The 23,098-nt window shown below is 44.9% G+C and carries 20 protein-coding genes and 1 riboswitch; of the genes, 10 read left to right on the forward strand and 10 right to left on the reverse strand.

Going from position 1 to position 23,098, the window contains the following annotated elements; translation table 11 throughout:
* The first annotated feature begins 63 nt into the window (after nt 1-63).
* The gene (yjjX, locus tag FFR00_RS03945; RefSeq protein WP_137672072.1) at nt 64-606 is read left to right on the forward strand and encodes an inosine/xanthosine triphosphatase; all 543 of its coding nucleotides are present in this window, start codon (nt 64-66) and stop codon (nt 604-606) included.
* Here the strand turns inward: yjjX and FFR00_RS03950 are convergent.
* Complete coding sequence (locus FFR00_RS03950) at nt 592-1,008, reverse strand: hypothetical protein (RefSeq protein ID WP_137672073.1); 417 nt, start codon at nt 1,006-1,008, stop codon at nt 592-594. The two genes, yjjX and FFR00_RS03950, sit on opposite strands and share 15 nt — an antisense overlap.
* On the reverse strand, nt 1,001-1,450 hold the full coding sequence (locus FFR00_RS03955; RefSeq protein WP_137672074.1) for a hypothetical protein: 450 nt from the start codon (nt 1,448-1,450) through the stop codon (nt 1,001-1,003). The genes FFR00_RS03950 and FFR00_RS03955 overlap by 8 nt, the downstream gene beginning before the upstream one ends.
* A 565-nt stretch (nt 1,451-2,015) precedes the next feature.
* Here FFR00_RS03955 and rnr point away from each other — a divergent pair.
* On the forward strand, nt 2,016-4,346 hold the full coding sequence (gene rnr, locus FFR00_RS03960) for a ribonuclease R (RefSeq protein ID WP_137672075.1): 2,331 nt from the start codon (nt 2,016-2,018) through the stop codon (nt 4,344-4,346).
* Nucleotides 4,347-4,537: 191 nt separating this feature from the next.
* Here rnr and FFR00_RS03965 read toward each other — a convergent pair whose 3' ends face one another.
* Both FFR00_RS03965 and FFR00_RS03970 read right to left on the reverse strand, forming a co-directional pair.
* Nucleotides 4,538-5,209, reverse strand: coding sequence for a hypothetical protein (locus FFR00_RS03965; protein ID WP_137672076.1), 672 nt, complete (start codon nt 5,207-5,209; stop codon nt 4,538-4,540).
* 124 nt (nt 5,210-5,333) lie between these two features.
* Complete coding sequence (locus FFR00_RS03970) at nt 5,334-6,137, reverse strand: DUF2971 domain-containing protein (RefSeq protein ID WP_161985085.1); 804 nt, start codon at nt 6,135-6,137, stop codon at nt 5,334-5,336.
* Between the two features lie 447 nt (nt 6,138-6,584).
* Between FFR00_RS03970 and FFR00_RS03975 the strand changes: the two genes are divergently transcribed.
* On the forward strand, nt 6,585-7,469 hold the full coding sequence (locus tag FFR00_RS03975) for a family 16 glycosylhydrolase (RefSeq protein WP_137672078.1): 885 nt from the start codon (nt 6,585-6,587) through the stop codon (nt 7,467-7,469).
* A 48-nt stretch (nt 7,470-7,517) separates the two neighbouring features.
* Here FFR00_RS03975 and FFR00_RS03980 read toward each other — a convergent pair whose 3' ends face one another.
* Together FFR00_RS03980 and FFR00_RS03985 are read right to left on the reverse strand one after the other, a co-directional pair.
* A complete protein-coding gene (locus FFR00_RS03980) occupies nt 7,518-9,011 on the reverse strand; it encodes an alpha/beta hydrolase-fold protein (protein ID WP_137672079.1) in 1,494 nt (497 codons plus the stop codon).
* Nucleotides 9,012-9,193: 182 nt separating this feature from the next.
* On the reverse strand, nt 9,194-10,096 hold the full coding sequence (locus FFR00_RS03985) for a LysR family transcriptional regulator (RefSeq protein ID WP_137672080.1): 903 nt from the start codon (nt 10,094-10,096) through the stop codon (nt 9,194-9,196).
* A gap of 158 nt (nt 10,097-10,254) precedes the next feature.
* Between FFR00_RS03985 and FFR00_RS03990 the strand changes: the two genes are divergently transcribed.
* Nucleotides 10,255-11,238 carry an aldo/keto reductase gene (locus tag FFR00_RS03990; protein ID WP_137672081.1) on the forward strand — a complete coding sequence of 328 codons (984 nt, stop codon included), beginning with the start codon at nt 10,255-10,257 and terminating at the stop codon, nt 11,236-11,238.
* A gap of 256 nt (nt 11,239-11,494) precedes the next feature.
* Here the strand turns inward: FFR00_RS03990 and ribB are convergent, their stop codons facing one another.
* Entirely contained in the window at nt 11,495-12,148 is a 654-nt protein-coding gene (ribB, locus tag FFR00_RS03995; protein ID WP_137672082.1) for a 3,4-dihydroxy-2-butanone-4-phosphate synthase, read from the reverse strand.
* A 155-nt stretch (nt 12,149-12,303) separates the two neighbouring features.
* A riboswitch (FMN riboswitch) is annotated at nt 12,304-12,496 on the reverse strand.
* A gap of 246 nt (nt 12,497-12,742) precedes the next feature.
* On the opposite strand from ribB, the gene FFR00_RS04000 reads away from it, so the two are divergent.
* From FFR00_RS04000 to FFR00_RS04010, 3 genes are all read left to right on the forward strand, one after another.
* Nucleotides 12,743-13,726 carry a permease gene (locus FFR00_RS04000; protein ID WP_137672083.1) on the forward strand — a complete coding sequence of 328 codons (984 nt, stop codon included), beginning with the start codon at nt 12,743-12,745 and terminating at the stop codon, nt 13,724-13,726.
* 33 nt (nt 13,727-13,759) lie between these two features.
* Complete coding sequence (locus FFR00_RS04005) at nt 13,760-14,008, forward strand: thioredoxin family protein (RefSeq protein ID WP_137672084.1); 249 nt, start codon at nt 13,760-13,762, stop codon at nt 14,006-14,008.
* Between the two features lie 72 nt (nt 14,009-14,080).
* Complete coding sequence (locus FFR00_RS04010) at nt 14,081-14,614, forward strand: sigma-70 family RNA polymerase sigma factor (protein WP_137672085.1); 534 nt, start codon at nt 14,081-14,083, stop codon at nt 14,612-14,614.
* A gap of 107 nt (nt 14,615-14,721) precedes the next feature.
* Here FFR00_RS04010 and FFR00_RS04015 read toward each other — a convergent pair whose 3' ends face one another.
* The gene (locus FFR00_RS04015; protein ID WP_137672086.1) at nt 14,722-15,219 is read right to left on the reverse strand and encodes a fasciclin domain-containing protein; all 498 of its coding nucleotides are present in this window, start codon (nt 15,217-15,219) and stop codon (nt 14,722-14,724) included.
* A gap of 298 nt (nt 15,220-15,517) precedes the next feature.
* On the opposite strand from FFR00_RS04015, the gene FFR00_RS04020 reads away from it, so the two are divergent.
* Nucleotides 15,518-17,254 (forward strand): choice-of-anchor I family protein, encoded by a 1,737-nt coding sequence (locus FFR00_RS04020; RefSeq protein ID WP_137672087.1) that lies wholly within the window; start codon nt 15,518-15,520, stop codon nt 17,252-17,254.
* 86 nt (nt 17,255-17,340) lie between these two features.
* On the opposite strand, the gene FFR00_RS04025 is transcribed toward FFR00_RS04020, so the two are convergent.
* Nucleotides 17,341-19,056, reverse strand: coding sequence for an NAD-dependent malic enzyme (locus FFR00_RS04025; protein ID WP_137672088.1), 1,716 nt, complete (start codon nt 19,054-19,056; stop codon nt 17,341-17,343).
* A 226-nt stretch (nt 19,057-19,282) separates the two neighbouring features.
* On the opposite strand from FFR00_RS04025, the gene FFR00_RS04030 reads away from it, so the two are divergent.
* Nucleotides 19,283-20,506 carry a threonine/serine exporter ThrE family protein gene (locus FFR00_RS04030; protein ID WP_235836154.1) on the forward strand — a complete coding sequence of 408 codons (1,224 nt, stop codon included), beginning with the start codon at nt 19,283-19,285 and terminating at the stop codon, nt 20,504-20,506.
* Between the two features lie 150 nt (nt 20,507-20,656).
* Here FFR00_RS04030 and FFR00_RS04035 read toward each other — a convergent pair whose 3' ends face one another.
* On the reverse strand, nt 20,657-20,917 hold the full coding sequence (locus tag FFR00_RS04035) for a hypothetical protein (protein WP_137672089.1): 261 nt from the start codon (nt 20,915-20,917) through the stop codon (nt 20,657-20,659).
* 361 nt (nt 20,918-21,278) lie between these two features.
* Between FFR00_RS04035 and ggt the strand changes: the two genes are divergently transcribed.
* A complete protein-coding gene (gene ggt / locus FFR00_RS04040) occupies nt 21,279-23,018 on the forward strand; it encodes a gamma-glutamyltransferase (RefSeq protein WP_137672090.1) in 1,740 nt (579 codons plus the stop codon).
* Nucleotides 23,019-23,098 lie beyond the last annotated feature (80 nt).

Below are 23,098 nucleotides of genomic sequence, written 5' to 3' on the forward strand. Positions count from 1 at the left end.
CACATTTAAGCTTCCAAATATGCTAGCATCAGCTGCCTAATTGTCGTTATTTATAGAGTTGTTATGTCTCAACGTTCACTCAAAGTCATTGTGGGTTCTCGCAACCCCGTTAAAGTACGCGCGGTAGCTAAGGCACTAGCCTTGTATTACCCAGATGCCGAGATTGATTGCCAAGGTATTGATGCGCCTTCTTTGGTGCCCGAGCAACCCATGACCACTCAGCAAACACGTGACGGTGCAGTAAATCGTTTACGCTACTGCCAACAGCAACAACATGCAGACATTTACGCAGCGATTGAGGGCGGCGTTGATATGTTTGAAGATGGCCCCGCCACCTTTGCTTTTGTTGCCATAGCCAACAGCCAACAAACTGCGGTAGGTCGAGGAGCTAACATGCCCTTGCCTGCCAGTGTTTACCAAGCACTTGAGCAAGGCGAAGAACTTGGCCCACTTATGGATAAGTTGTTTAATACACATAACATTAAGCAAAAAGGCGGCGCCATTGGCCTACTCACCAACGGCTTAGCCACCCGCGAAGACAACTACGTACACGCCTTAACCCTGGCCTTAGTAAAGTTTGCGCATGCTGATTTATTTGCGAGGTAAGGCAAAAGAACGCAGTATGCGGCGCTTACTTCGCTGCCAACAACATCCCAATAAACCGCTCGCCAACAACACGCCCGATAACGGCTCCGATACGTCTACCGGTTTATTGATTGAAGCAGGTTTAAAATCGACTAAATACATCAAATCGTCGTAATCATCATCCCCCAACATATCAGGTTCAAAAAAGCCAAAGGGAAGATCTTCCCAACCAATTAAATACGCGTTGGAGAAGGTGTGTTCCACAATACCGTCGCCGAGATCTAAATAGCGTGATTGTCCGTTAAGCTCAGGAATAGCAAACGTCATAGTATGATCCCAGCCTCCGTTTAACTGATTTTCTGAATAAAAAGTAGAATATGTTACCGGGCCGCTTTGTTCTAAATACCAACCAAACTCACCCATTATACCAACCAAACTCACCCATTATGTCTAGGCTTACCCCTGCAAAAGGCTGGTTAGCTGAACCGTCGCCCATAAACCCATAGTGTGGATTAGAAGGCAAAATGGCCGTTTTCTCTTCGCCAACGCCTACATCGGTATAGATACCAAGCGTATTATGGTTGCCTGCCGTTAACCCCACTAACGCAACACTTTGCGAGCCTTCGCCCACAAATAATTGATCGTTAGCCACGAAGCGATTGTCTAACTCAGCATTACTTTGATAACGAGTACCAAGCAACATATTCATCGCATCAAAAAGATCAGGGACACCATCATTGTGATCCCTAGCAGTCGGTATTCCATTCACATCATGGTGATAATAGTCATTTTCTACATTGCTACTGTATGGGGTAGCTTGCCCACTAAAGTGCAGCAGTGCTAGCGCCGCGATTGTGATTCTCATATTGATTCCCGCATGTTTATATTTATGTTGTTTTTATTTTCTTTAAGCGAGCGAATAGTAACCACACAAAATAAAAGGACAAACACAAGATGAACAAAATGTGAGCTAGATATTGAATAACTCAATTAAAAGAAAAGGAGGGGAAACGGAGAAGGTTTAGCCCCTTTGCAGCTCTGCTCGGCTATATAAGTTGACAATCGTTCACAATTCTATAAAGTGGCGGCCATTAGAAAATCAGTCTATTTTTTGAACTCCGCATTAGCTTGCCTTCAATTAAGCTTCGTTCCGTCGTTTTAAATTCCAGCTTGTTTTTCCAATCTTGCCCTCAGGCAATTATTACTTTGCTTGTCATAGTGCTGTCATAAAACCAGCTTATAAGTCAGGCAAACACCGTGATGAGTGAACCCCAGATTGTAGCGTTCATCATCACACCTTATTTTAGCGACTCGATAAACGAGCGCATTGGCCTAAAAACCTTGAGAGTTATATCTGAACTGCATTAAAAGAACATTTCATGATTTCCCTAGAGCAAGGTTATTGGCCCGATTAACAGAGAACAATAACTATGAGTAAACACTCACGCTCTAATGAGCAACAATATGCCAACCCCATTCCTGATCGCGACGCCATCATTGCGCTACTCGATCAACAAGGAAAACCGCTTAATCGCGAACAACTTGCCGCAGCCCTAAACCTAAGCTCAGAAGAAGACTTAGAAGCATTGCGCCGCCGCTTAATTGCCATGAGCCGCGACGGCCAATTGCACAGCGATCGCAAACGTAATTACTGGCCAGTAGACGACAGCGAATATTTAGTAGGCCGCGTGATTGGTCACCGCGAAGGGTTTGGCTTTTTAAAATGCGAAGGCTACGACACCGACTTTGTATTGCATAGCTCGCAAATGAGCAAAGTATTTGATGGCGACATCATTCAAGCTTTGCCAAATGGTTTTAACAACCGTGGCCGTGAAGAAGCCCGCGTGGTTAAAATTATTGAGAAGAATACTCAACACATTATTGGCCGTTTTGTAGAACAAGATGGCCGCTACAGTGTTCAACCCGACAACCAACGCATTACCCAAACCATTGATGTACCCGCGGCGCAAACCCTAGGTGCCAGCAATGGCCAATACGTAAGTGCCGAGCTCATCAGCTACCCGCACAAGCGTGATAACGCCATTGCCCACATTAGTGAAGTCATTGGTGATCCCAATGCACCGGGTATGGAAATCAATGTTGCGATTCGCACCCATCAAATTCCCTTTGAATGGCCTGAAGAAGCACTAGCCCAAGCCAAACAATTAGCCCCAGAAGTGGCCGAACAAGACAAACTGCACCGTGTAGATTTACGCGATACACCTTTTGTCACCATTGATGGCGAAGACGCCAAAGACTTTGATGATGCGGTTTACTGCGAAGCAAACACAAACGGTGGCTGGCGTTTATCGGTAGCCATTGCCGATGTCTCTCATTACATTCAGCCAGAAACCGCCTTAGATATTGAAGCGCAGAAACGCGGCACCTCGGTGTACTTTCCTGGCCACGTAGTGCCAATGCTACCCGAAGCCATTTCAAACGGTTTATGTTCGCTTAACCCTCAGGTTGACCGTTTAGTAATGGTTTGCGAAATGAACATTGATGCCCAAGGTCAGCTGGCCAGTTACCAGTTTTGCGAAGCGGTGATTCACTCACATGCCCGCCTCACTTACACCCAAGTGGGCGCAATGTTAGAACAAGCCAACTCGGCGCAAGGCCAACAGCTGTGTAAAGAGTTTGCCAAGGTACTGCCACACCTACAAGACTTACACCGTTTGTATGGCGTATTGAAACAGGCGCGTGAACTGCGCGGTGCCATTGATTTTGAGACCCAAGAAACCCGCTTTGAATTTAATAGCGAACGAAAGATTGAGCAGATTGTTCCGCTAGTACGCAATGACGCCCACAAGCTGATTGAAGAATGTATGTTGTGCGCCAACGTTGCCACGGCGCGTTTCTTAGAACAGCTAAAAATTCCGGCGTTATACCGGGTACACCAAGGCCCTAAAGAGAAAAAACTCAAAGGCTTGCGTAGCTTTTTAGCCGAACTAGGTTTGAACTTAGGCGGTGGAGACAAACCTACGCCAGCAGACTACAACAAGCTACTTAGCAGTATTGGTGAGCGAGAAGACGCCAGCATTATTCAAACGGTGATGCTGCGCTCTATGAGCCAAGCTATTTACACCCCAGAAAACGAAGGCCACTTTGGTTTGTCTTTTGATGCTTACGCACACTTTACCTCGCCAATTCGCCGCTACCCCGATTTACTGGTACACCGCGCCATTCGCTCGATTATTCGCAGTAAAGAAAGCGGCAGCATTTTTAAACGCACCTTTAAATCTTTAAGCGGCAAAGGCCTAGATCCGGTTCGCCGCGTAAACGGCGCAGCGCCTCTTAAGCTAGCAAACAGCTACCCATACGGCCCAGAGCAAATGTTAATGCTGGCCGACCACTGTTCTTTAGTGGCTCGCCGCGCCGACACCGCCAGTTGGGACGTAGACGCTTGGCTTAAATGTGAATACATGCAAGACCAAGTGGGCGAGAGCTTCCAAGGTATTGTAAGCGGCGTAAACAACTTTGGTTTGTATGTAGAGCTAAAAGATATGGCAGTAGAAGGCGTGGTGCATATCTCGTCACTGGCTGGCGACTTTTATAACTTCGACGCAAACAAACAACGCTTAATTGGCGAAAACAGCCGCAAGAGCTTTGGCATTGGCCATGTGATTGAGGTGAAAGTCGCCCGCGTAGATATGGAACAACGCAAAATTGAGTTAGTGCCAAGTGATATCGCCAGCGCGAGCAACTTCAGCAAACCCAAGAAAAAAGCCAAAGCTAAAAGCAAAGCCAAAAAAGTCGCTTAAAGGCTTTATCTCACTAAGGCTAGTATTGGCCTTAGTGAGGGATTTCTTGATATACCAAATCATAGGCAATATATACTCGCTGTTGAGGTGTGAGCAACGCTCACCACTAAACCGAAACCATTGCACCGCAAACAAAAAACTCAATTAGAATTGAGAGTACCACGCGTTGCGAACCTGTCTTAAACTCGTTGTTATGAATGGTTTTTTAGTACGATATTTTTACACTCATGAAAAAGCTTATTCAACGGTTCTGGGCGGCTTTCTACATAGGTAAACGCACTATCCATTGTACCTAATGGATTATGTTGTTGCCCCACGACGAAGTCCATTTCCATGGCAAGAAGGTAAAGTGCTTTCAAAGAGTTCCTGAAGTCTTGAGTAAATTTCTCGCTCGCAGATTCTAATTGTTCAATCAACTTTGGACTAGTCGGTTCAAGCTTTCGTGACTTACTATGTACTAGTTGATTTCTTGCTCGTATTAAAGCTTTTAACGCTCCAAATGCTGCTGATGATTTGTCTATTTCATTACCACAAACTAATTTCGGGATAACAATCCACTTTGAAACAACATCCAAACTCGATAAGTGGCTTTCAAAATACTTGTCGCCTAAATGCGTTCCCGCATAGTTATTGATTGCAGCCTCAATGCTCATTGCTGAAAAGACGATTGTTTGAATTGCGTGCTTTGTGGTTTGACTAGAACGACTATGCATTTCTTCTTCATCTTCAGTGTCAGGCAACTCCTCAATAAGCATACAGCTTGTATACTCCACTTCGGCAATATCTCGATACGTTCGAGTCATTACTTGCGTTCTAGCAAAGAAATTACGAGGATGCTCGACCTCTATTAACTCACCTTTCACATGTCACCTCGACAAACATTCATAACGCTTAGTTAAGTGGCAATAAAATAGCAGACTAAAATTAGCGGGAAACGAACAAAAGCCAACTGCTATTTGTCCTGCTTTAACGACTTGTTATACATACTTACACCGTCACTATTTCTAATGAATAACTGTCAGCTATAAGCCGTGCTTCTTTAAAAGTGACATTAGAATGAGCGGATTTAACCGTATCTGATAACAATTTTCTTTGCTCTAGAGGCATTTTTTCACCAATAACAACCTCTTTAAGCGAACCCTCGGAATAATGGTGAAATTGACTTTTAGATAATGAAAGGATTCTAAATTCATTTTCATAACTCCACTCTTTGGATTTTGTCGCGACCGTTTTAGTTACAGCATCTACAAAATTGAAATTATTATCACTCCCCAATACACTTTCTGATTCTATGAAGTCCAATAACTTTAAAGTGTTAGGGATGTTTTGATATTGAATTTTTATCGGCCTCATAGATTTATTAGATGAATTATATATATCCTGTTGTAATAGTTCACCGTCGAAAACCAAGCAAAAACCTCGTAAGCCATCAGCATAATGTGACCACATCAAATTGTTGTAAATTGGATCATTGTCTTGCTCAGATAAAGACAAACATACAATCTTTGAGCCGTGAACAATATCAACAATTACTTGAAGATCATGTTCTGCAATTTTTTTGAATAATTGAGCATTTGTGAACCGTCCTTCTTGTAAGCCCATCTCATTTAGCATTTTAGTGAACCGTTCTTCATCAACCTCTTGTTTCGGCTTGCATACAAAGGTATCTAAGATATCTTGAGGTACTTGATTATCTTTAATATGCGCACCTTCGAAAGGATCATTAAAATCGTATTGGTCAGAAAACCATAACTGCTTGTTTGCAAGAGCAGTTAAATTGTTTGTATTCATGCATCTAAATTTATAAAGTTTCATTTAAACCTGAATTTAACTCTGAAAAAGCCGGGTATGTATAAAAGATTGTTAAAAGGAATATTCCCTTTTATCACACATTTAATGAAAATCAGACTATCATCTTTTCTAAACTACATCAGCCACCTAGCCTAAAAAATGACAAAAGAGTCAGCACGAAAGAATGCAGGTGATCGGGGAAAGAAGGTAACGTGGTTTACATGTAGGTATAAGCAGTATTGCCAGCAAAAATTTAGTGTCAACACCTGCTAATTTTCTGTGAAAAATAAGCTGTTAATACAAGTTTAGTCAGCTTAAGCAATTACGTAACTTGAAGTGTTTTTTCATCATTGATCTGGCTCTTAGTCTGCAGGTTTTTTACTACCTTATAGGCCAAGCCCTTGGCAAACTGATGCTGGAGATGATTAGCAACGCTTGGAGCACTTAATGCTAAACCGCAGCCATCAGATTGGATTACTAGCTTTACTCAGCAGCGGCTTATTGGCTTGTGGCGGCGGAGGCGGCGTTAGCCCTCAATCGGAGCTGCCTAGCCAGCCAGACCCCATTACTTGGCAACTCTCGTGGAGTGATGAATTTAACGACAGCCAGCTAGATCTGAACAAGTGGACCTTTGACATGGGCAACGGCTTTATGCTCAACGACCAGTATATTTCAGGTTGGGGAAACAACGAGCTGCAAGCCTATACCAACAAGGCCGCTAATGTGCGACTCAACGGCAATGGCCAACTGATTATTCAAGCCTTAGTTGAAGGCAGTAGCGACCAATACGGCAATTACAATTACAGCTCTGCCCGTTTAAAAACCCAAGGTTTATTTGCCCAAGCCTATGGCCGATTTGAAGCCCGTATTAAATTGCCGGTTGGCCAAGGGTTATGGCCGGCTTTTTGGTTAATGCCGCAAGACAATGTATACGGCACGTGGGCGGCCTCGGGCGAAATAGACATTATGGAGGCGCGTGGTAGCAACCCTTCGCAAGTAAATGGCACGCTTCACTATGGCGCACAATGGCCAAATAATACCTACTCGGAACGCCACTACCTATTTACCGACAGTGATATTAACGAGTTTCATGTTTACCGAATCGACTGGACGCTACAAGGCATATATTGGTACGTAGACGACCAGTTATACGCTAGCCAAAGTGCTTGGTATACCCAAGACCAAGCCTTCCCTGCTCCTTTCGACCAGGATTTTTATATCATTATGAATTTGGCGGTAGGCGGCAATTACGATGGCAATCCACAATCTAACCAGATATTTCCCGCCCAAATGGAAGTAGATTATGTACGGGTATACGAAGCGCTTAACTAGAGTTAGCGCTCCGCATTAGCTTATTGATAACACTCTGCAGCAGATTGTTTATGGATGGAAGAAGGCTGATATTTGGCTGAGGAATTGTGCTGAAATGCCATTCCAATAACGCCAAGTGTGGCCGCCTTCTGCTGTGGTGTAAGTAAATTCAGCCTTATGGTTTTCTAGTTGCTCCACCAAGCGCTGATTGCTTTGAAAACTGGTGTGGTCATCTTCACCGCAATATAAGTACAAGGCTGACTGCATAGTAAAGTTCTGCCAAGTAAAATCGCGGTAAATGCTCATATCAAAGTAGCCGCTCAAAGGCACCGATAAACCAAACTGCTCTGGGTATTTATGTGCTAAATAAAATGCCCCTGCCCCACCCATAGACACACCGCTAATCGCACTATTTTGCGCGCCTGGTTTAATTCTGTATTGCTCACGAATACTCGGTAGCAGCTCTTGCATAATAAGCTGCTCGTATTCGCCAGTGTAATAGCTCTGCTCGCCAGACGGCATTAACAATATGAAAGGTTTAATCGCTTGTTTGGCGATTAAGTTATCCATAAGGTGCTGGACTTTGCCGTCCACCAGCCACTGCTGGTAATTACTGCCATAGCCATGCAACAGCACCACTAAGGGGTAGCGTTGCTCGCTAGCGTGGTAATTGGGCGGCAGGTAAACCGCATAAGGGCTGGCTTTATTAAGCGCGCTGCTGGCGAACCTTGCATCAACTACCTCACCATGAGCAATCTCTGGGTTAGCACTAAGCAGCGGCGACTCTTCGCCAATCACCAATACTGAGTTAAATCCGCCTCTGCTGTCATCTACCGCGCGCTCATTGTTTTCATCGGCTATCCAATTGCCGTCAATCACAAACTTGTACTGCCAAGCACCTGGCGCTAAATATAAGGTAATTGACCAGCTACCATCGCCATTCGCCTTCATTTGAAATACATCGGGACGCCAGTCGCTCATTTCGCCGGCTAAATACACTTGCTCAGCCTGTTTAGCCATTACCGTAAAGGTATGTGCGGTGGTGTTTTCTGCCGGAGAAAGCAGTGGATGTGGTGGCGTTAAATCAAACTCGCCAAGCTCGGCACTGGCGGCTTCTTGCTCCGGCAATATTCGCCCTTTTACAGTGGTTGAGCCCGAACAATAATAAGCGCTGTTGCTCCACTCCCACAGGTAGGAGCCAGTAATCTTCCCATCGAGTATTTCAGCTGTAGCCGAAGCGTAACTTAATTCCCCACCATCAATCCGAACACTAGGTACAGACCAAGTGATTTGCTGGCCATTAATATCACCTGTTACGCCACTATCAATACTCAGTTCGCATTGCTGTTGTTCCACTACAAATACTTGCTTTAGCTGTTTGCCAAAGCCATTGCAATCACTGTCATCAACCTCTAAAAAAAGCTCCCAAGTGCCAGCGTAATTAGCGCAAGCTAACCCATTCTGTTCAGAGGCATCGTTGCTAGAAGAAGGAGCGCTGCAAGCCCCCACCAATAACACACTAACAAGAGGCAAGGTTAAGGCTACTAAGCTATGTCGTTTCATCTCAATCCCTAAGTATCACTGCTCGGTGATCACTAATAAGCGTTGTAAATTTAATCACATACAAACACAGCACTATTGACAATAAAAGTAATTGCGACAAGTGCTGTGATAATAGGCACAAATCGCTAATAGGGCCGATGAATAAACATTAACGGGTGATTGAGTCATCACTTTTGATCTCATCAAGGCTTAGGCAACAAACTACTTATATGATCTTGCAAGTAAGCCATGAAACGCTGCAAGCGTGAAGAGTGTTCAATTTTGGGCGGGTATAACATCCACACTTGTCGGGGTTCAACTTGAAAATCGGCCAGTAACCTCTGCAATCGGCCTGCCTGCACATGCTCCCAAACTAAATGCTCAGGTACTCGAATCACGCCCTGCGCATTTAAAGCCGCTTTAATGAGAATGTTATTGTCGTTCACCGCAAACCGCCCTTGGGCTTCAAACTCTTGCACTTTATTGGCTTGTTTAAATGTCCAGGTTCGCCAAGTAGGAAAGGCTAAGCACTGCAACTGGTTTAAATCGCTAGGCTGTGTTGGCACAAAGTGCTCTGCTAAGTATGCAGGGGAAGCACACACCCAATGGCAATAAGGCATTAGCGTTCGCGCCACCATATTTTGTGGCGGTTGCTCGGTAACTCGAATAGCTAAATCAAAATTACGCTCATGTAAGTCTTCCAAGTGATGGCCAACATCAATTTCAAAACTTACTTCGGGGTAGCGTTGATTAAATCCATTACATACCTCAACCAAAAACGACTCTGCAAAAGCGGCTGGCGCGGTAATGCGCAAAATACCCGCGACATCTTCGCCGCTGTGTTCTAGCTCTCGCTCTAGATCTAACAAGTTATGATGCATGGCTTGCGCCTGCAGAAACACCTTGTGACCTTCGGTGGTCAATCGCACACTGCGAGTGGTTCTAATCAACAGTTGAGTATGTAAATCTTGTTCTAAGCTGCGAATTTGCTGCGATAAGTAGCTACGAGAAATATCAAGGTGTTCAGCGGCCTTAGAAAAGCTCAAGTACTGGGCCACTTCATAAAACAACAACAAGCGTTCTAACTTTTTATGATTCTTCGACATCTGCTTACCTACTTCGCTGCATCAACTTGTCCATAATAATACGCAAAGTAAGATTTTTTGTTTGATATAACAAACAGTATTTTTGCTTTCACCCTCTTTTTTCAGTGGCTTTATTAACTCTATACTTGAGCCAACAACTTTGATTAAGTGGGTATAAAATGGAATATCGTCGATTAGGCCAAAGTGGCCTGCAGGTAAGTGAATTTGGCTTAGGCTCTTGGGTTACTTTTGGCAAACAAGTGGACTTATCGGCCGCCAAGCAAATTATGACACGCGCCTATGATGCTGGAATAAACTTTTACGATAACGCCGAAGGTTATGAAAGCGGCGAAAGCGAACGCTTAATGGGACAAGCCATAGAGCAACTGGGTTGGACACGCGATAGCTTTGTGGTTTCAAGCAAAGTATTTTGGGGCGGCGATAAACCTACCCAACGTGGACTAAGCCGCAAGCATGTATTTGATGCCTGTCATGCAGCACTTAAACGCCTGCGAGTAGATTACCTGGACTTGTTTTACTGCCACCGTCCAGACATTGATACGCCGATTTACGAAACGGTTCGTGCCATGCACGACTTGGTTAGCCAAGGCAAAGTAATGTACTGGGGCACCTCTGAATGGAGCGCCCAGCAAATTACCGAAGCATGGGCAGTAGCCAAAGCAGAAAACTTACATGCCCCAGTGATGGAGCAACCGCAATACAACATGATGGTACGCGACAAAGTAGAAGCAGAGTACTTACCGCTGTATCAACTGACCGGTTTAGGCACCACTATTTTCTCGCCACTGGCCAGTGGGTTGCTCACCGGTAAATACCTAAATGGTGTGCCTAATAACAGCCGCTTAAGCTTGCCTGGCTATGAATGGCTGCGCGATATGTTAATGGGCGAGAACAACAAGCTAGAGCAGATAGCGCAACTTAACCAATTGGCAGAAAGCCTTAACATGCCGTTACATCACCTAGCCTTAAATTGGTGTTTGCGTACGCCACATGTGAGCAGCGTAATACTAGGAGTGTCTAAGTTAGAGCAGTTAGAAGATAACCTTAAAGCGCTAGAGCTAAAACAGCAGTTAAACAACGACGTATGGCAGCAGGTTGATAACATTTTAGCTAATAAACCCGCAGCGCCAGAGCGCTTTTAATCTATCGATAAGGGGATTTACCTTTTATCACATTAGAGCAAAAGCTCTATCACAAGCGTGTTGCTCATGAATATTACCGTGATCACAGCCTTGTGAAAAAACAGCTGAAACATTGAAAAAATATAAGAACTTTTTGTGACGCTAGGGCTATACTGATGAAAAGGTGATTACACCTACAAAACAACAATAGTACTAAACGCATAATCTGATCAGGGGCCTTAATGGCCCCTTTTATTTTGCCTAAACAAACGCTTAACTAGCTCGCTTTACTGATCAGCGCTTTTCGATATTCCACGATATCTTCAATGCTTAATACTGGCATGGCATGTTGCTTAGCAAAGGCGACAATCTCGGGCAAACGCGCCATGGTGCCATTTGGCATAGTCACTTCGCACAACACGCCAGCAGGCGTTAATCCTGCCAAGGTCACTAAATCCACAGTACCTTCGGTATGGCCGCGGCGTGTTAACACTCCACCGGGCTGGGCACCCAGCGGATAAACATGACCTGGTCTGGCTAAATCGCTGGGTTTAGCGCCTTCGGCAATCGCGGTTTTAATGGTAGTTACGCGATCAGCAGCCGACACTCCAGTGGTTACGCCTTGTTTGGCTTCAATGCTTACGGTAAAGGCCGTACCAAATTGGCTAGAGTTATCACTGACCATTGGCGGTAAATCAAGCTGTTTGATTTTGTCATCGTTTAAGCACAAGCAAACAATGCCGCTACATTCGCGAATCAGCATGGCCATTTGAGCATTGGTGAGAGTTTCGGCGGCAAAAATTAAATCGCCTTCGTTTTCGCGGTCTTCGTCGTCAACAACCAATACCCCTTGGCCTTGGCGTAAGGCTGCAAGCGCGGCGTCAACTCGTTGGATAGGATTGCCATATTCGGCAAGTAGAGACTGATTCATGGTTTAAATCCTTAAATTACTACATTAAGTTTTCCAGAATCAGGGCGTGCAGGAATAGCACCTCACCGTAAAGTGAAGTTTTTTATCGGCATTAAACCACACTCAGCCACAGGCTAAGTGTTCTGTTCTAACCAGGTTAAAACAAAATGATAATGCTTGATTCTCTTCCATCCGGACTCATTACAGCCAAGCTGTAAATTACCGTCGGCTCTGGACTAATCGCAATAAAAGTATTGCTACGTCACCAGATCTGCTGACCCCAACTACCGTTGGGCGCTCGCGGGCTTTTAGCCATAAACACAACTAACTACCGCCGGTGGGGAGTTACACCCCGCCCTGAGAATTTGGCTGTTTCTGGTATAGAAACAGCCACGCTATGGTGCCTTTAATTTGCGAGGAACACAATGCAGAAAAGTACTCGTGATAAGTAGCTCTCATCAGTCCCAGCCATAGCCTTGCGGCGCTAGGGCTAAAACCACCCTATTGCCTGGCAATTCACTTATCCAAAAAAACGAGAAGGTTTTTCTAAATATTCTGCATCCTTTTCGGTATTCATCCGTGTTAGTCATATACCCTCGAATTGGATACTGAAAGATGGAGATTTTTACTTGGTTGGCTGACAGGCTAAGTTATTCCGTATTTGGGCTAACACCCGGCACTAGAGTGGCCAACGGCCTGCATTTTTTTATTGAAGACACCAGCAAGATTTTGGTGTTATTAGTGCTGTTGATCTACGTTATCTCTTACTTACGCGCCAGCCTTAGCGTAGATAAAGTACGTAACTACTTGTTAGGTAAACATAGAGCTTTAGGTTACTTATTAGGGTCTACTTTTGGCGCTATCACACCGTTTTGCTCATGTAGCTCTATCCCTCTGTTTATGGGATTTGTTTCTGCCAGAATTCCCATTGGGGTGACAATCGCATTTTTGATCACCTCGCCGCTGGTAAATGAAGTAGTGGTGATTATGTTAGGCAGCATTCTCGGTTTGAAATTCACCCTTATGTACGTGGCCATTGGTATGTTGCTAGGCATGCTGGCTGGGGTAATGATGGATATGCTTAAGGCTCAACGATGGTTACAGCCCTTTCTTGCAGAGGCCTACCAACAAGCTGTAAACAGCAATATTCAAATCGCAGACGACACACCCGCTCCCTCGGTGACGCATAAAGATCGCCATTACTTTGCCGTAAACGAAACCAAAACCATCTTAAGCCGCATATGGAAGTGGGTGATTATTGGCGTGGGTTTGGGAGCCGCTATTCATGGCTTTGTGCCTGCTCAATGGTTTGAGCAAAACTTGGCTAACGGCCAATGGTGGACCGTGCCACTTGCCACGCTTAGCGCAATTCCCATTTATACCAATGCATCCGGCGTTGTGCCTATCATGGCCTCACTAATTAATAAAGGAATGCCAATAGGCTCCACTTTGGCGTTTTGCATGGGAGCAGTGGCGGTAAGCATTCCCGAATTCATCATGCTCAAGCAAGTGATGCAAATACGCTTTTTAGGCGCAATTGCCGGCTATTTACTGGTGGCCATATCCATTACCGGTTGGCTATTTAACTATTACTACTAAACAACTTCCAACAACCACAACAAGGAACACATTATGACAACGATTCAGGTATATGGCTCAGGCTGTAAAAACTGCGCAACAACAGCAGAACGCATTTTAGAGGTAGCCAACGAACTCAGTTTAAACGTTGATCTTGAAAAAGTTACCGATTTACAAAAAATTATGGCCGCTGGGGTATTAACTACGCCAGCCCTTGCCATTGAAGGGCAAATAAAACATAGCGGCTCAGTACCGTCTGTTGATCTAGTGCGTGAGTTATTAAGCAAGAATGCTGTAGCGTAAAACTAGCAACAACTTACTAAGCCGCTGGTACAAAAACTTAGGCGGCTTAACCCTATTGCGACAGAGAGCAACATGAAATGTTTAATGAAGGCCTGGAGCGAGGCTGAGCCCTTGCTCTATGGCTGGTTAATAAAGCAAACCAACAACCAGCATGAGGCTGAAGATATCATGCAAGAAGTATTTTTAAAGGCTATGAGCAATAGTGAACGTTTTTGCAAACTAGATGATGGTAAAGCATGGTTATTTAAAATCACTAAAAACCATTTCATTGATAAGCTACGCCAAAAGCTGCACGCCACCGACATTAGCGACTTATCCGCTTCAGACAGTGTTGCGCCAGTAATGACTCAACTGCAGCAATGCTTGCCCAAAGTGCTGCCGAAATTGTCTGACAGCGACCGTGACATTATTGAGCAATGTGCTCTTAATGGTCTCACTCAGCTTGAATATGCTAAGCAGCAACAACTTAGCCTACCGGCCACCAAAGCCCGCCTGCGCAGAGCTAGAATGCAACTAGAGTTCGTATTAACCACCGAATGCAAAGTGAAGCGAGATGAAGCGGGAGTTTGCTGCTTTAAAAATCTTAACGATGGAGCGGGAGAGTAAAATAGGCTTTGAAGCAATCGCTTGCCGAAATGTTGTTTCAAGTAGTCGACCAGCAAACTTGGACAAAGGAATAAAAACAGGGCCCGAATAGAGCCCTGCTACTGTAGTTACTTAGGCATCAACACCGTATCAATTACATGAATTACACCGTTACTTGCTTTAACATCGGCCGCCACTACTTTGGCATCATTTATCATTACCATTTCGCCATTAGTGCTAACGGCTAACATTCCTCCCTGAACGGTTGCTGCACTATCAATGGTTACTACGTCGGCTGCCATCACTTTTCCCGCTACAACGTGGTAAGTAAGAATAGCGACTAGCTTGTCTTTGTTTTCAGGTTTCAACAGCATTTCTACTGTACCTTCGGGTAATTTAGCAAAAGCCTCATCAGTGGGAGCAAATACGGTAAATGGGCCTTCCCCTTTGAGGGTATCCACCAATCCACCAGCTTTAACAGCAGCAACGAGTGTGGTGAAGGAGCCATTTTCAACTGCTACATCTACAATATCTTTTTTCATTCCATGGTGGTTAGCATGGGCGATTGTTGAGAATGTCACTGCAGCGATAATAAAAGTAAACACTTTTGCAATTCGTTTTAACATGGTTTCTTTCCTTTCAGCTTTGCGTGCGTTGGGTTCGAGATTTGTACGGCCAAGCTATTCGCTTGGATCACATTTCGCAGTAAAGCCCACTCCGCTTACTCATGCAGTAAACACTCATCACTCAACAAAAAAGCTATTAAATTTAATAACCTAACATAAACACCTCCTCAGAAACGTAGGTTTAAAACTGTCACCCTCCCTCAATCGAATGTTTAATAACTGTCACAATTTGGTCATCACACAGTCACATTAGGTACACAAAATGCCCTGCAAGATTAATCAGCGAATATAGGGATATATGATGATGCTCAAGAAGAGCTTAGTTTCACTTGCAGTAGTTTCTTGCCTGTCATTAGTAGGTTGTAACGGCGATGATGGTCAAGCAGGCCAAGCAGGCGCCGATGCAGTAACAGGTATTTCACTTAGCCCTGTGGGCCGTATTGTGCTAAATGCTAACGGCGCGGCAGAAATTGTGCAGTATCATGCTGCTAGCCAAACCATTTATGCCATCAATAGTTCTGACGATAGTGTTGAGATGATTGATGCTTCTGGACTATCTTCTGAGGCTCTTACTGCGCCACTTAGTGATAGCAACTTAAACGCCACCGCGCTTACGCTACCAACCGAAGCCAACAACGTTGTCCTTGGTGGCGCAAATAGCATTGCAGTTAGCGGCGACTTAATGGCTGTTGCTATTGAAGCCGATGACCAAGCCAACAATGGCTACATTGTGTTTTACAAAGGCTTGAATGCTGGCACTCCGGTATTTTTAAACGCTGTAGAAGTGGGCAACCTTCCAGACATGGTGACCTTTACACCCGATGGCAGCAAAGTACTTGTGGCAAACGAAGGTGAGCCGAGTAAAGATTACAGTAATGACCCAGAAGGTTCGATTGCTGTGATTAACGTAACCGACGGCACCCCTGCCGACACTGCTACGCTTATCGACTTTACCGCGTTTAATGGTATGCAAAACGAGTTGGAAGCCAAGGGCATGCATTTCCCTAACCCAGCTGGCCGAACCTTAAACGGTCAAGTCATCACGACCACCGTTGCTCAAGACTTAGAGCCTGAATACATCACTACCACTAATCAAATGGCCTATGTAACGCTTCAAGAAAACAACGGCTTAGCCATTGTTGATTTAAGCGATAACAGCGTAAAAATAATCGGTTTAGGCTTTAAAGATTGGGCCGGCTTGAACTTTGATGGCAACGAAGACGGCAGCGTAAGCTTTGGCCAATACGACGGCCTTTACGGCGTATACATGCCCGATACCATTACTTCATTCACTTGGAGTGACGCGCCATTTTTAATCACCGCTAATGAAGGTGATGCACGCGAGTATTTCTTTGATGTTGCCGACGAAGCTGCATGTATTGCTGCTGGCGGCCAAGACTACGATGAAGACGACGGCTGTTTATCGTTCTCTGAAGAACTTAAGCTTAAAAAGTTAACAGCGGCGGCAGGGTCTAAATTAGAGGCTCTGCAAGCGGGTGGCGAGATTGATGGGCTGCGCGTAACCAACATGCTAGGTGACGACAACGGTGATGGCGAGTACGAAACTGCGTTTGCTTACGGTGCGCGTTCATTCACTATTTGGGATCAAAACGGCACGGTGGTATTTGATTCAGCCGATGACATTGGCCGCATTACCGCTGCCATTCACGGCAGTGCGTTTAACAATGGTGATGATGAAAACGAAGGTGACTCTCGCTCAGAAAACAAAGGCGCAGAACCAGAAGCGTTAACCGTAGGCATGGTAGGCGACAAAACCTACGCGTTTATTGGTTTAGAGCGTATGGGCGGGATTATGGTTTACGACGTAAGCAACCCGTATAACAGTGCATTTGAAAGCTATGTAATAAACCGAGATTTAACCGAGGGCCTAGAAGCCGGAGATGGCATTGGCGATTTAGCACCAGAGAGTTTGGTATTTGTTGCGGCTGCCGACAGCCCAACCAATAAGCCCTTGTTGCTAGTAGGTAATGAGGTGAGTGGCTCTCTGACAGTATGGGAAATTACTGCTCAATAACGGGCGGCTAAATCTACACGTTGCACTTGATCTTATAAATAGAAAAAGGAGCCTTTCGGCTCCTTTTTTATCAACAATGTTGAGCTCTATACTCTGCGATACGGCAGGTAAATAGGCTCCCACATATGCTGGGCAATTTCTTGATCGATGTCTTTACCACTCAAGCAACCCTGTGGATCGGTTTCTTGAATTTGCTTCAAAATGGCCTTGGCCACAAAACCGGAAACATCTTTTAACTCGCGCATTCTTGGGAATACACAGCCGCTGTCTAGATCTTCTTGCGAAACATATTCGGCTAAAGCAAAAGACGCAGTAGTGAACATTTCCATGGTGATTTTACTCACACCCGCCACAATCGTAGCCAAACCCACCGCAGGGAAAATGAATACGTTATTACCTTGGCCAATACGGTATTGCTTACCGTTGTAGTCTACGTCGTCAAACGGGCTGCCGGTGGCAACAATGGCTTGGCCATTAGTCCACTGGTAAACATCTTCAGGCAAGGCTTCACAGTTGTCGGTAGGGTTAGATAGTGGGAACACCATTGGGCGCTCGGTATATTCCAACATCTTTTTCACATGGCTTTCTTTAAATGCGCCACCTACACCACTACAACCTAACAGTACAGTAACGGGCGTATTGTCGATAAGCTCGCTTAAGCTGGCTTTACCCTCTTCGGCAAGTGACCAGTTTTGGGCTAACTCAAACGGTTTTGCGTAACGTTTTTTGTATTCGTCTAAGTCTGGGCGATTATCAAATACCACACCCCGTGAATCGAGAATAAAGATCCGGTCGCGTGCTTCTTGATGATTAATGCCTTCTTTTAGCAAGCCAGCAAAGATTTGATCGGCTACGCCAACGCCACCAGCGCCAGCGCCGTATACTGCGTACACTTGCTCGCCTAGGGTTTCGCCTTTAATTTTAGTGGCACCAATTACACCGGCTAATACGACCGAGCCTGTACCTTGAATATCATCATTAAACGACGGTAACTCGTCTTCATACTTAGATAAATTGTCGAAGGCGTTAGATTTACTAAAGTCTTCCCACTGTAATACCGCTTCTGGGAAGTGCAGTTTAGTTTGTGCCACAAACTTCTCAATAAACTCTTGGTACTCTTGTCCACGCATGCGCTTTTTAGGCAGGCCAAGATACATTGGGTCATCAAGCAAATCTTGGTTATCAGTACCTACATCTAATGCAATCGGCAAGCAACGCGCTGGGTGGATCCCTGCACCCAAGGTGTATAGCGACAATTTACCAATCGGAATGCCCATACCACCAATGCCTAAATCACCTAAGCCCAAAATGCCTTGGCTGTCGGTAACTACAATAATTTTAATGTCTTTACCCGCAAAATGACGCGCCATATCGCCCATTTGATCGACGTTTTCTGCGGTAATATAAAGACCACGGTCTTTTTGGTAGCGGTGGCTAAATTCCTGACAGGCTTTACCTACTGTAGGCGTGTAAATAATTGGCGCCATTTCTTCAATGTGACGAGATACCAATGCGTAAAACAAGGTCTCGTTGCGGTCTTGTAAAGCGCGCAAGTATTGGTATTGCTCAATATCACTACAAGCACTAAGAAAACCTTGGTACACGCGCTTTAGCTGATCTTCGAAGGTTTGTGGTTTTGGTGGTAACAAGCCAGCCAAATTAAAGGCTTCACGCTCTTCATATGTAAATGCAGAACTTTTGTTTAACGTGCGATCGTTAAGCAATGCGTTACCAGAAATAGAAACCGGACGAAACTCGTTGCCGTTTTCATCTTTCCAACGTAAATATTTGCCAATAGCCATGGCGTCCTCCGAGACAGCGCGTAATAAATTTAATCTAATCCTAAATGATAAATGATCACGCCGAATCTGTACGCTATTTCATTAAAAAATCAGGTAAATTTCTCTGTCAGTAGCTAAACCCATTGGTTCTAAGTTATTACAGTGGCTTTTTATCTGCTGGCCACTACACCAAAACTCTCTCTGTGGGATACAATTAAGCATCTACCACATTGAATAACGTCCCACATTGAAACAATCATCCTTTGAAGTAAAACGCGATTTCATTATCAAACTTGGCAAAGCCTTACATAAATACGGCACGCCAGCTTTTCGTATGGAGTCTCACTTGCGCAACGTTGCCGAAACCATGGGCTTAGATGGCTATTTTTTAGTCACCCCTACTTCACTTACCTTTGTTCTATGGGCACCCGATGATACTCAAGAATACAACTATGTAATGCGCGTAAAACCAGGTGAAATTGACTTAGGCATGCTAGCGCGCACCAACCAACTCGTGGAGAAAGTGACCGCTCAAGAAGTGAGTTTAAGTGAGGCTATAAGCCAACTAAACACACTCGCCAACCAAGCGCCAATGCATACACCTTGGACCATGTTGTTAGCCTTTGCGATAACCGGTGGTGCGTTTGCCATGTTAATGGCGGCCACTTGGAATACCATTATCTGGTCTAGTTTACTGAGTGGGATCTCTTTTTATCTAGCCCATCGCGCCGAGCACTCGCGCGGCGTACACGAAGCTTTAGAACCCGTGGCAGCATTATTGTGTGCCTTTATGGCGGTAGCCATAAGCCAAATAGTGCCCGATATAAATATCCCCATTTTAATCCTTTCTTCTATCATCATTTTTGTGCCTGGCTTGTCCCTCACCTTGGGCTTAAGTGAACTGGCTGCGCGTGAGTTAATTGCCGGCACAGCGCGAGTAATGGACGGTGTAATGGTGCTGTTTAAGCTCTATTTTGGCGCAGTATTAGGCATGGCCTTTGGCGCGTTAATTTGGGGGCAGGTTGACCTACATGTCATAGAAGTGAGCACCTGGTGGATTAAGTGGCTTGGCGTATTTTTGCTATCTTTGGGCTTAAGCGTGGTGTTTAAGGTAAGACCAAAGGATATTCCATGGGGAATATTATCAGGGATTATTGCTTATTCTGCCGCCTTTGTGGGTAGTGCTTATTTAGGCGAAGCCTTAGGGCCGTTTATTGGTGCGTTTGTGGTGGGAGTGTACGCCAACTTATTCGCTAAATTCACCAAATCTCCTGCCTCGGTGGTATTGCTTCAAGGCATTGTATTATTGGTACCGGGCAGCAAAGCCTACATTAGTTTGAATTCAATGGTGCTGGGGGAATCAATGGTAAGCATTCCCAATATTGGTTCACAAACATTTTTGATTTTCATGTCAATTGTTGCGGGTATTTTGTTTGCAAATGTAGCGGTGCCACAGCGTAGTTCTTTATAACAGGCAAAAAAAAGCGCTTAAGCTAGCACAGACTTAAGCGCTGGAAAAACATCGAGGATTTAGAACTGCTGTAAACTAGACCAAAAGGCAGAAATATCGGATCTCGACTGCATCCTAAAATTGGATCGGTTCACGAAAACTAAGGATTAGCTACTCAGCCACCTCACTGTTCTCTAGGTCTTCTGGTTGAACCGAGATTTCGAGATTGATGAACTCAGCTTGACTAAGTACACCGTCTTGATCGGTATCTAACTCTGTCCATACTTGGCTAAGAATTGGCAACTCGGCCGCTTCTTCTTGGCTTACAACCATATCTTGGTTAGTATCCAAGTCTTTGAACACTTCACTATTTGCAGAAGCAAAGCTGGCTACAAATAAGGCTAACATTGGAAAGCTATACTTTAAGTTCATAAGAAACTCCTTGTTAAACATCAATTTCACAAAAAGACCGCGATTAAACTAGCGGTTGAGCACTAGGGTATAAGCAAACCCTAAGCCAACTCTTAAAAATCCATTAAAAACAAATAGTTAATCAAAAAATAAGCAGATCTCCCGATCATGACTGTCGTCAACGCCCGACAGTAATACCAAGAGATATTCCACAAGTGGCTAATAGCGCCACTCAAGCCTGTCTCAAATACCCACCACCTTTCTTTTGAAATCATTAAATAATCAGTAAAAATCACAAATTATCAATAAGATAGGCGAGATATGGCGAGAAGTTTTTCAGCTGCTACACTGGCTAGATAAACCTAATAGAAAGGAAGCCAACATGTTTGCTCGTAGCCTATTAAGCGTGGCATTAGTGATTAGCGCTAACAGCCTTGCCCAAAGCCAAACCGCCGACAGCTTTGCCCCAGAACAAGCCAGTAACATTACCCACAAAAAACAAGTAGTAGCTACTAAGTTTATGGTGTCTGCTGCGAATCCCTTAGCGGTTGAAGCCGGTTACGAAGTGCTAAAAGCAGGCGGCAATGCGGTAGACGCAATGATTGCGGTGCAAAGCGTGTTAGGTTTAGTTGAACCGCAGTCATCTGGCATAGGAGGCGGCGCATTTGTGGTGTACTTTGATGCAGAAAAAAGCCAACTTACCAGCTTTGACGCCCGTGAAACAGCCCCCTTAGCTGCAGACTCTTCATTATTTCTAGATGATTCAGGCAAGCCCTTACAGTTTTATGATGCAGTGGTGGGTGGCCGTTCGGTGGGTACCCCTGGCGTGATAGCGCTGTTCGAAACATTACATAAGCGCTATGGAAAAACCACTTGGGGAGATCTATTTCAACCCGCTATCGGCCTAGCCAATGAAGGCTTTCGCGTTAGCCCGCGTTTAGCCAAGCTTATTGCAGGTGACCAGCAACGCCTTGGCCGGTTTTCGGGAAGCCGCCGCTACTTTTTTGATGACTCAGCCACTCCCCTTCCAGAAGGCCACTTACTGAAAAATCCTGATTACGCTAAGACCTTAACACTAGTCGCTAAACAAGGTGCCGCTGGCTTTTATCAAGGTACAACTGCCGAGGCAATGATTGCTGCGGTGACTCAACTCAATGATAAGAATGGCCGTTTAAGCCTGGCCGATTTAAGCGCTTATGAGGTGAAAGAGCGCCCTGCCCTATGCGCTCCTTATCACCAGTATTCGGTGTGTGGTATGGGGCCACCAAGCTCCGGCGCTAGTACTGTTGGGCAAATATTAGGTATCGCTGCCCACTACCCTTTAGACAAGTGGGGGCCAAACAATATTCATAGCTGGCGAATATTGGGAGATGCCTCTCGCCTCGCCTTTGCTGACCGCGGCAAATATTTGGCCGATGGAGACTTTGTAGATGTCCCCCTTAAAAGCTTACTCAGCAGCGATTATATTAAGTCTCGCGCTGATCTCCTTAAGCGCGAAAAAGCCCTTAAAAGTGTTAGTGCCGGCCAAGTAGCAACCACTACTGCCCGTGCTAAGGATCACAGCATCGAACTACCTTCTACCACTCACATTAGTATTGTTGATGCCCAAGGCAACGTGCTGTCGATGACCAGTAGCGTTGAGAATGCATTTGGATCACGGATAATGGTAAATGGCTTTTTGCTGAATAATCAGCTTACCGACTTCTCTTTTGTTGGCGAAAAAGACGGGCAAATGGTCGCCAATCGCGTTGAATCAGGCAAACGCCCTCGCTCATCAATGGCGCCTACTATTGTAATGGAAAATAAGCAGCCAATTATTGCCATAGGTTCACCTGGCGGCAGCAGCATAATAGGTTACGTAGCAAAAGCCTTAGTAGGCCATTTAAGCTGGGGCATGAGCTTACAACAAGCTATTGAACAGCCTCATTTAAATAACCGTTTCGGTACTTATGATCTCGAAGCAAATACCAGTGCTGCCTTGCAACAGCAAGCCCTTGAAGATTTGGGGTACAAAACCAAAATAAAAGACATGACTTCGGGTTTACAAGGCATAAGAATTTACCCAGACAAGCTAGTAGGCGCAGCAGATCCGCGCAGAGAAGGTATTGCCAAAGGGGATTGATAAAAATATGTTAATAAGCTAACAATCTCGCTACACTGATTATCTTCTATACTGGAAGGGTTAAAGTTGTTCGCCAGTAT

This window comes from Agarivorans sp. Toyoura001, assembly GCF_005405585.1.
Lineage (GTDB): Bacteria > Pseudomonadota > Gammaproteobacteria > Enterobacterales > Celerinatantimonadaceae > Agarivorans.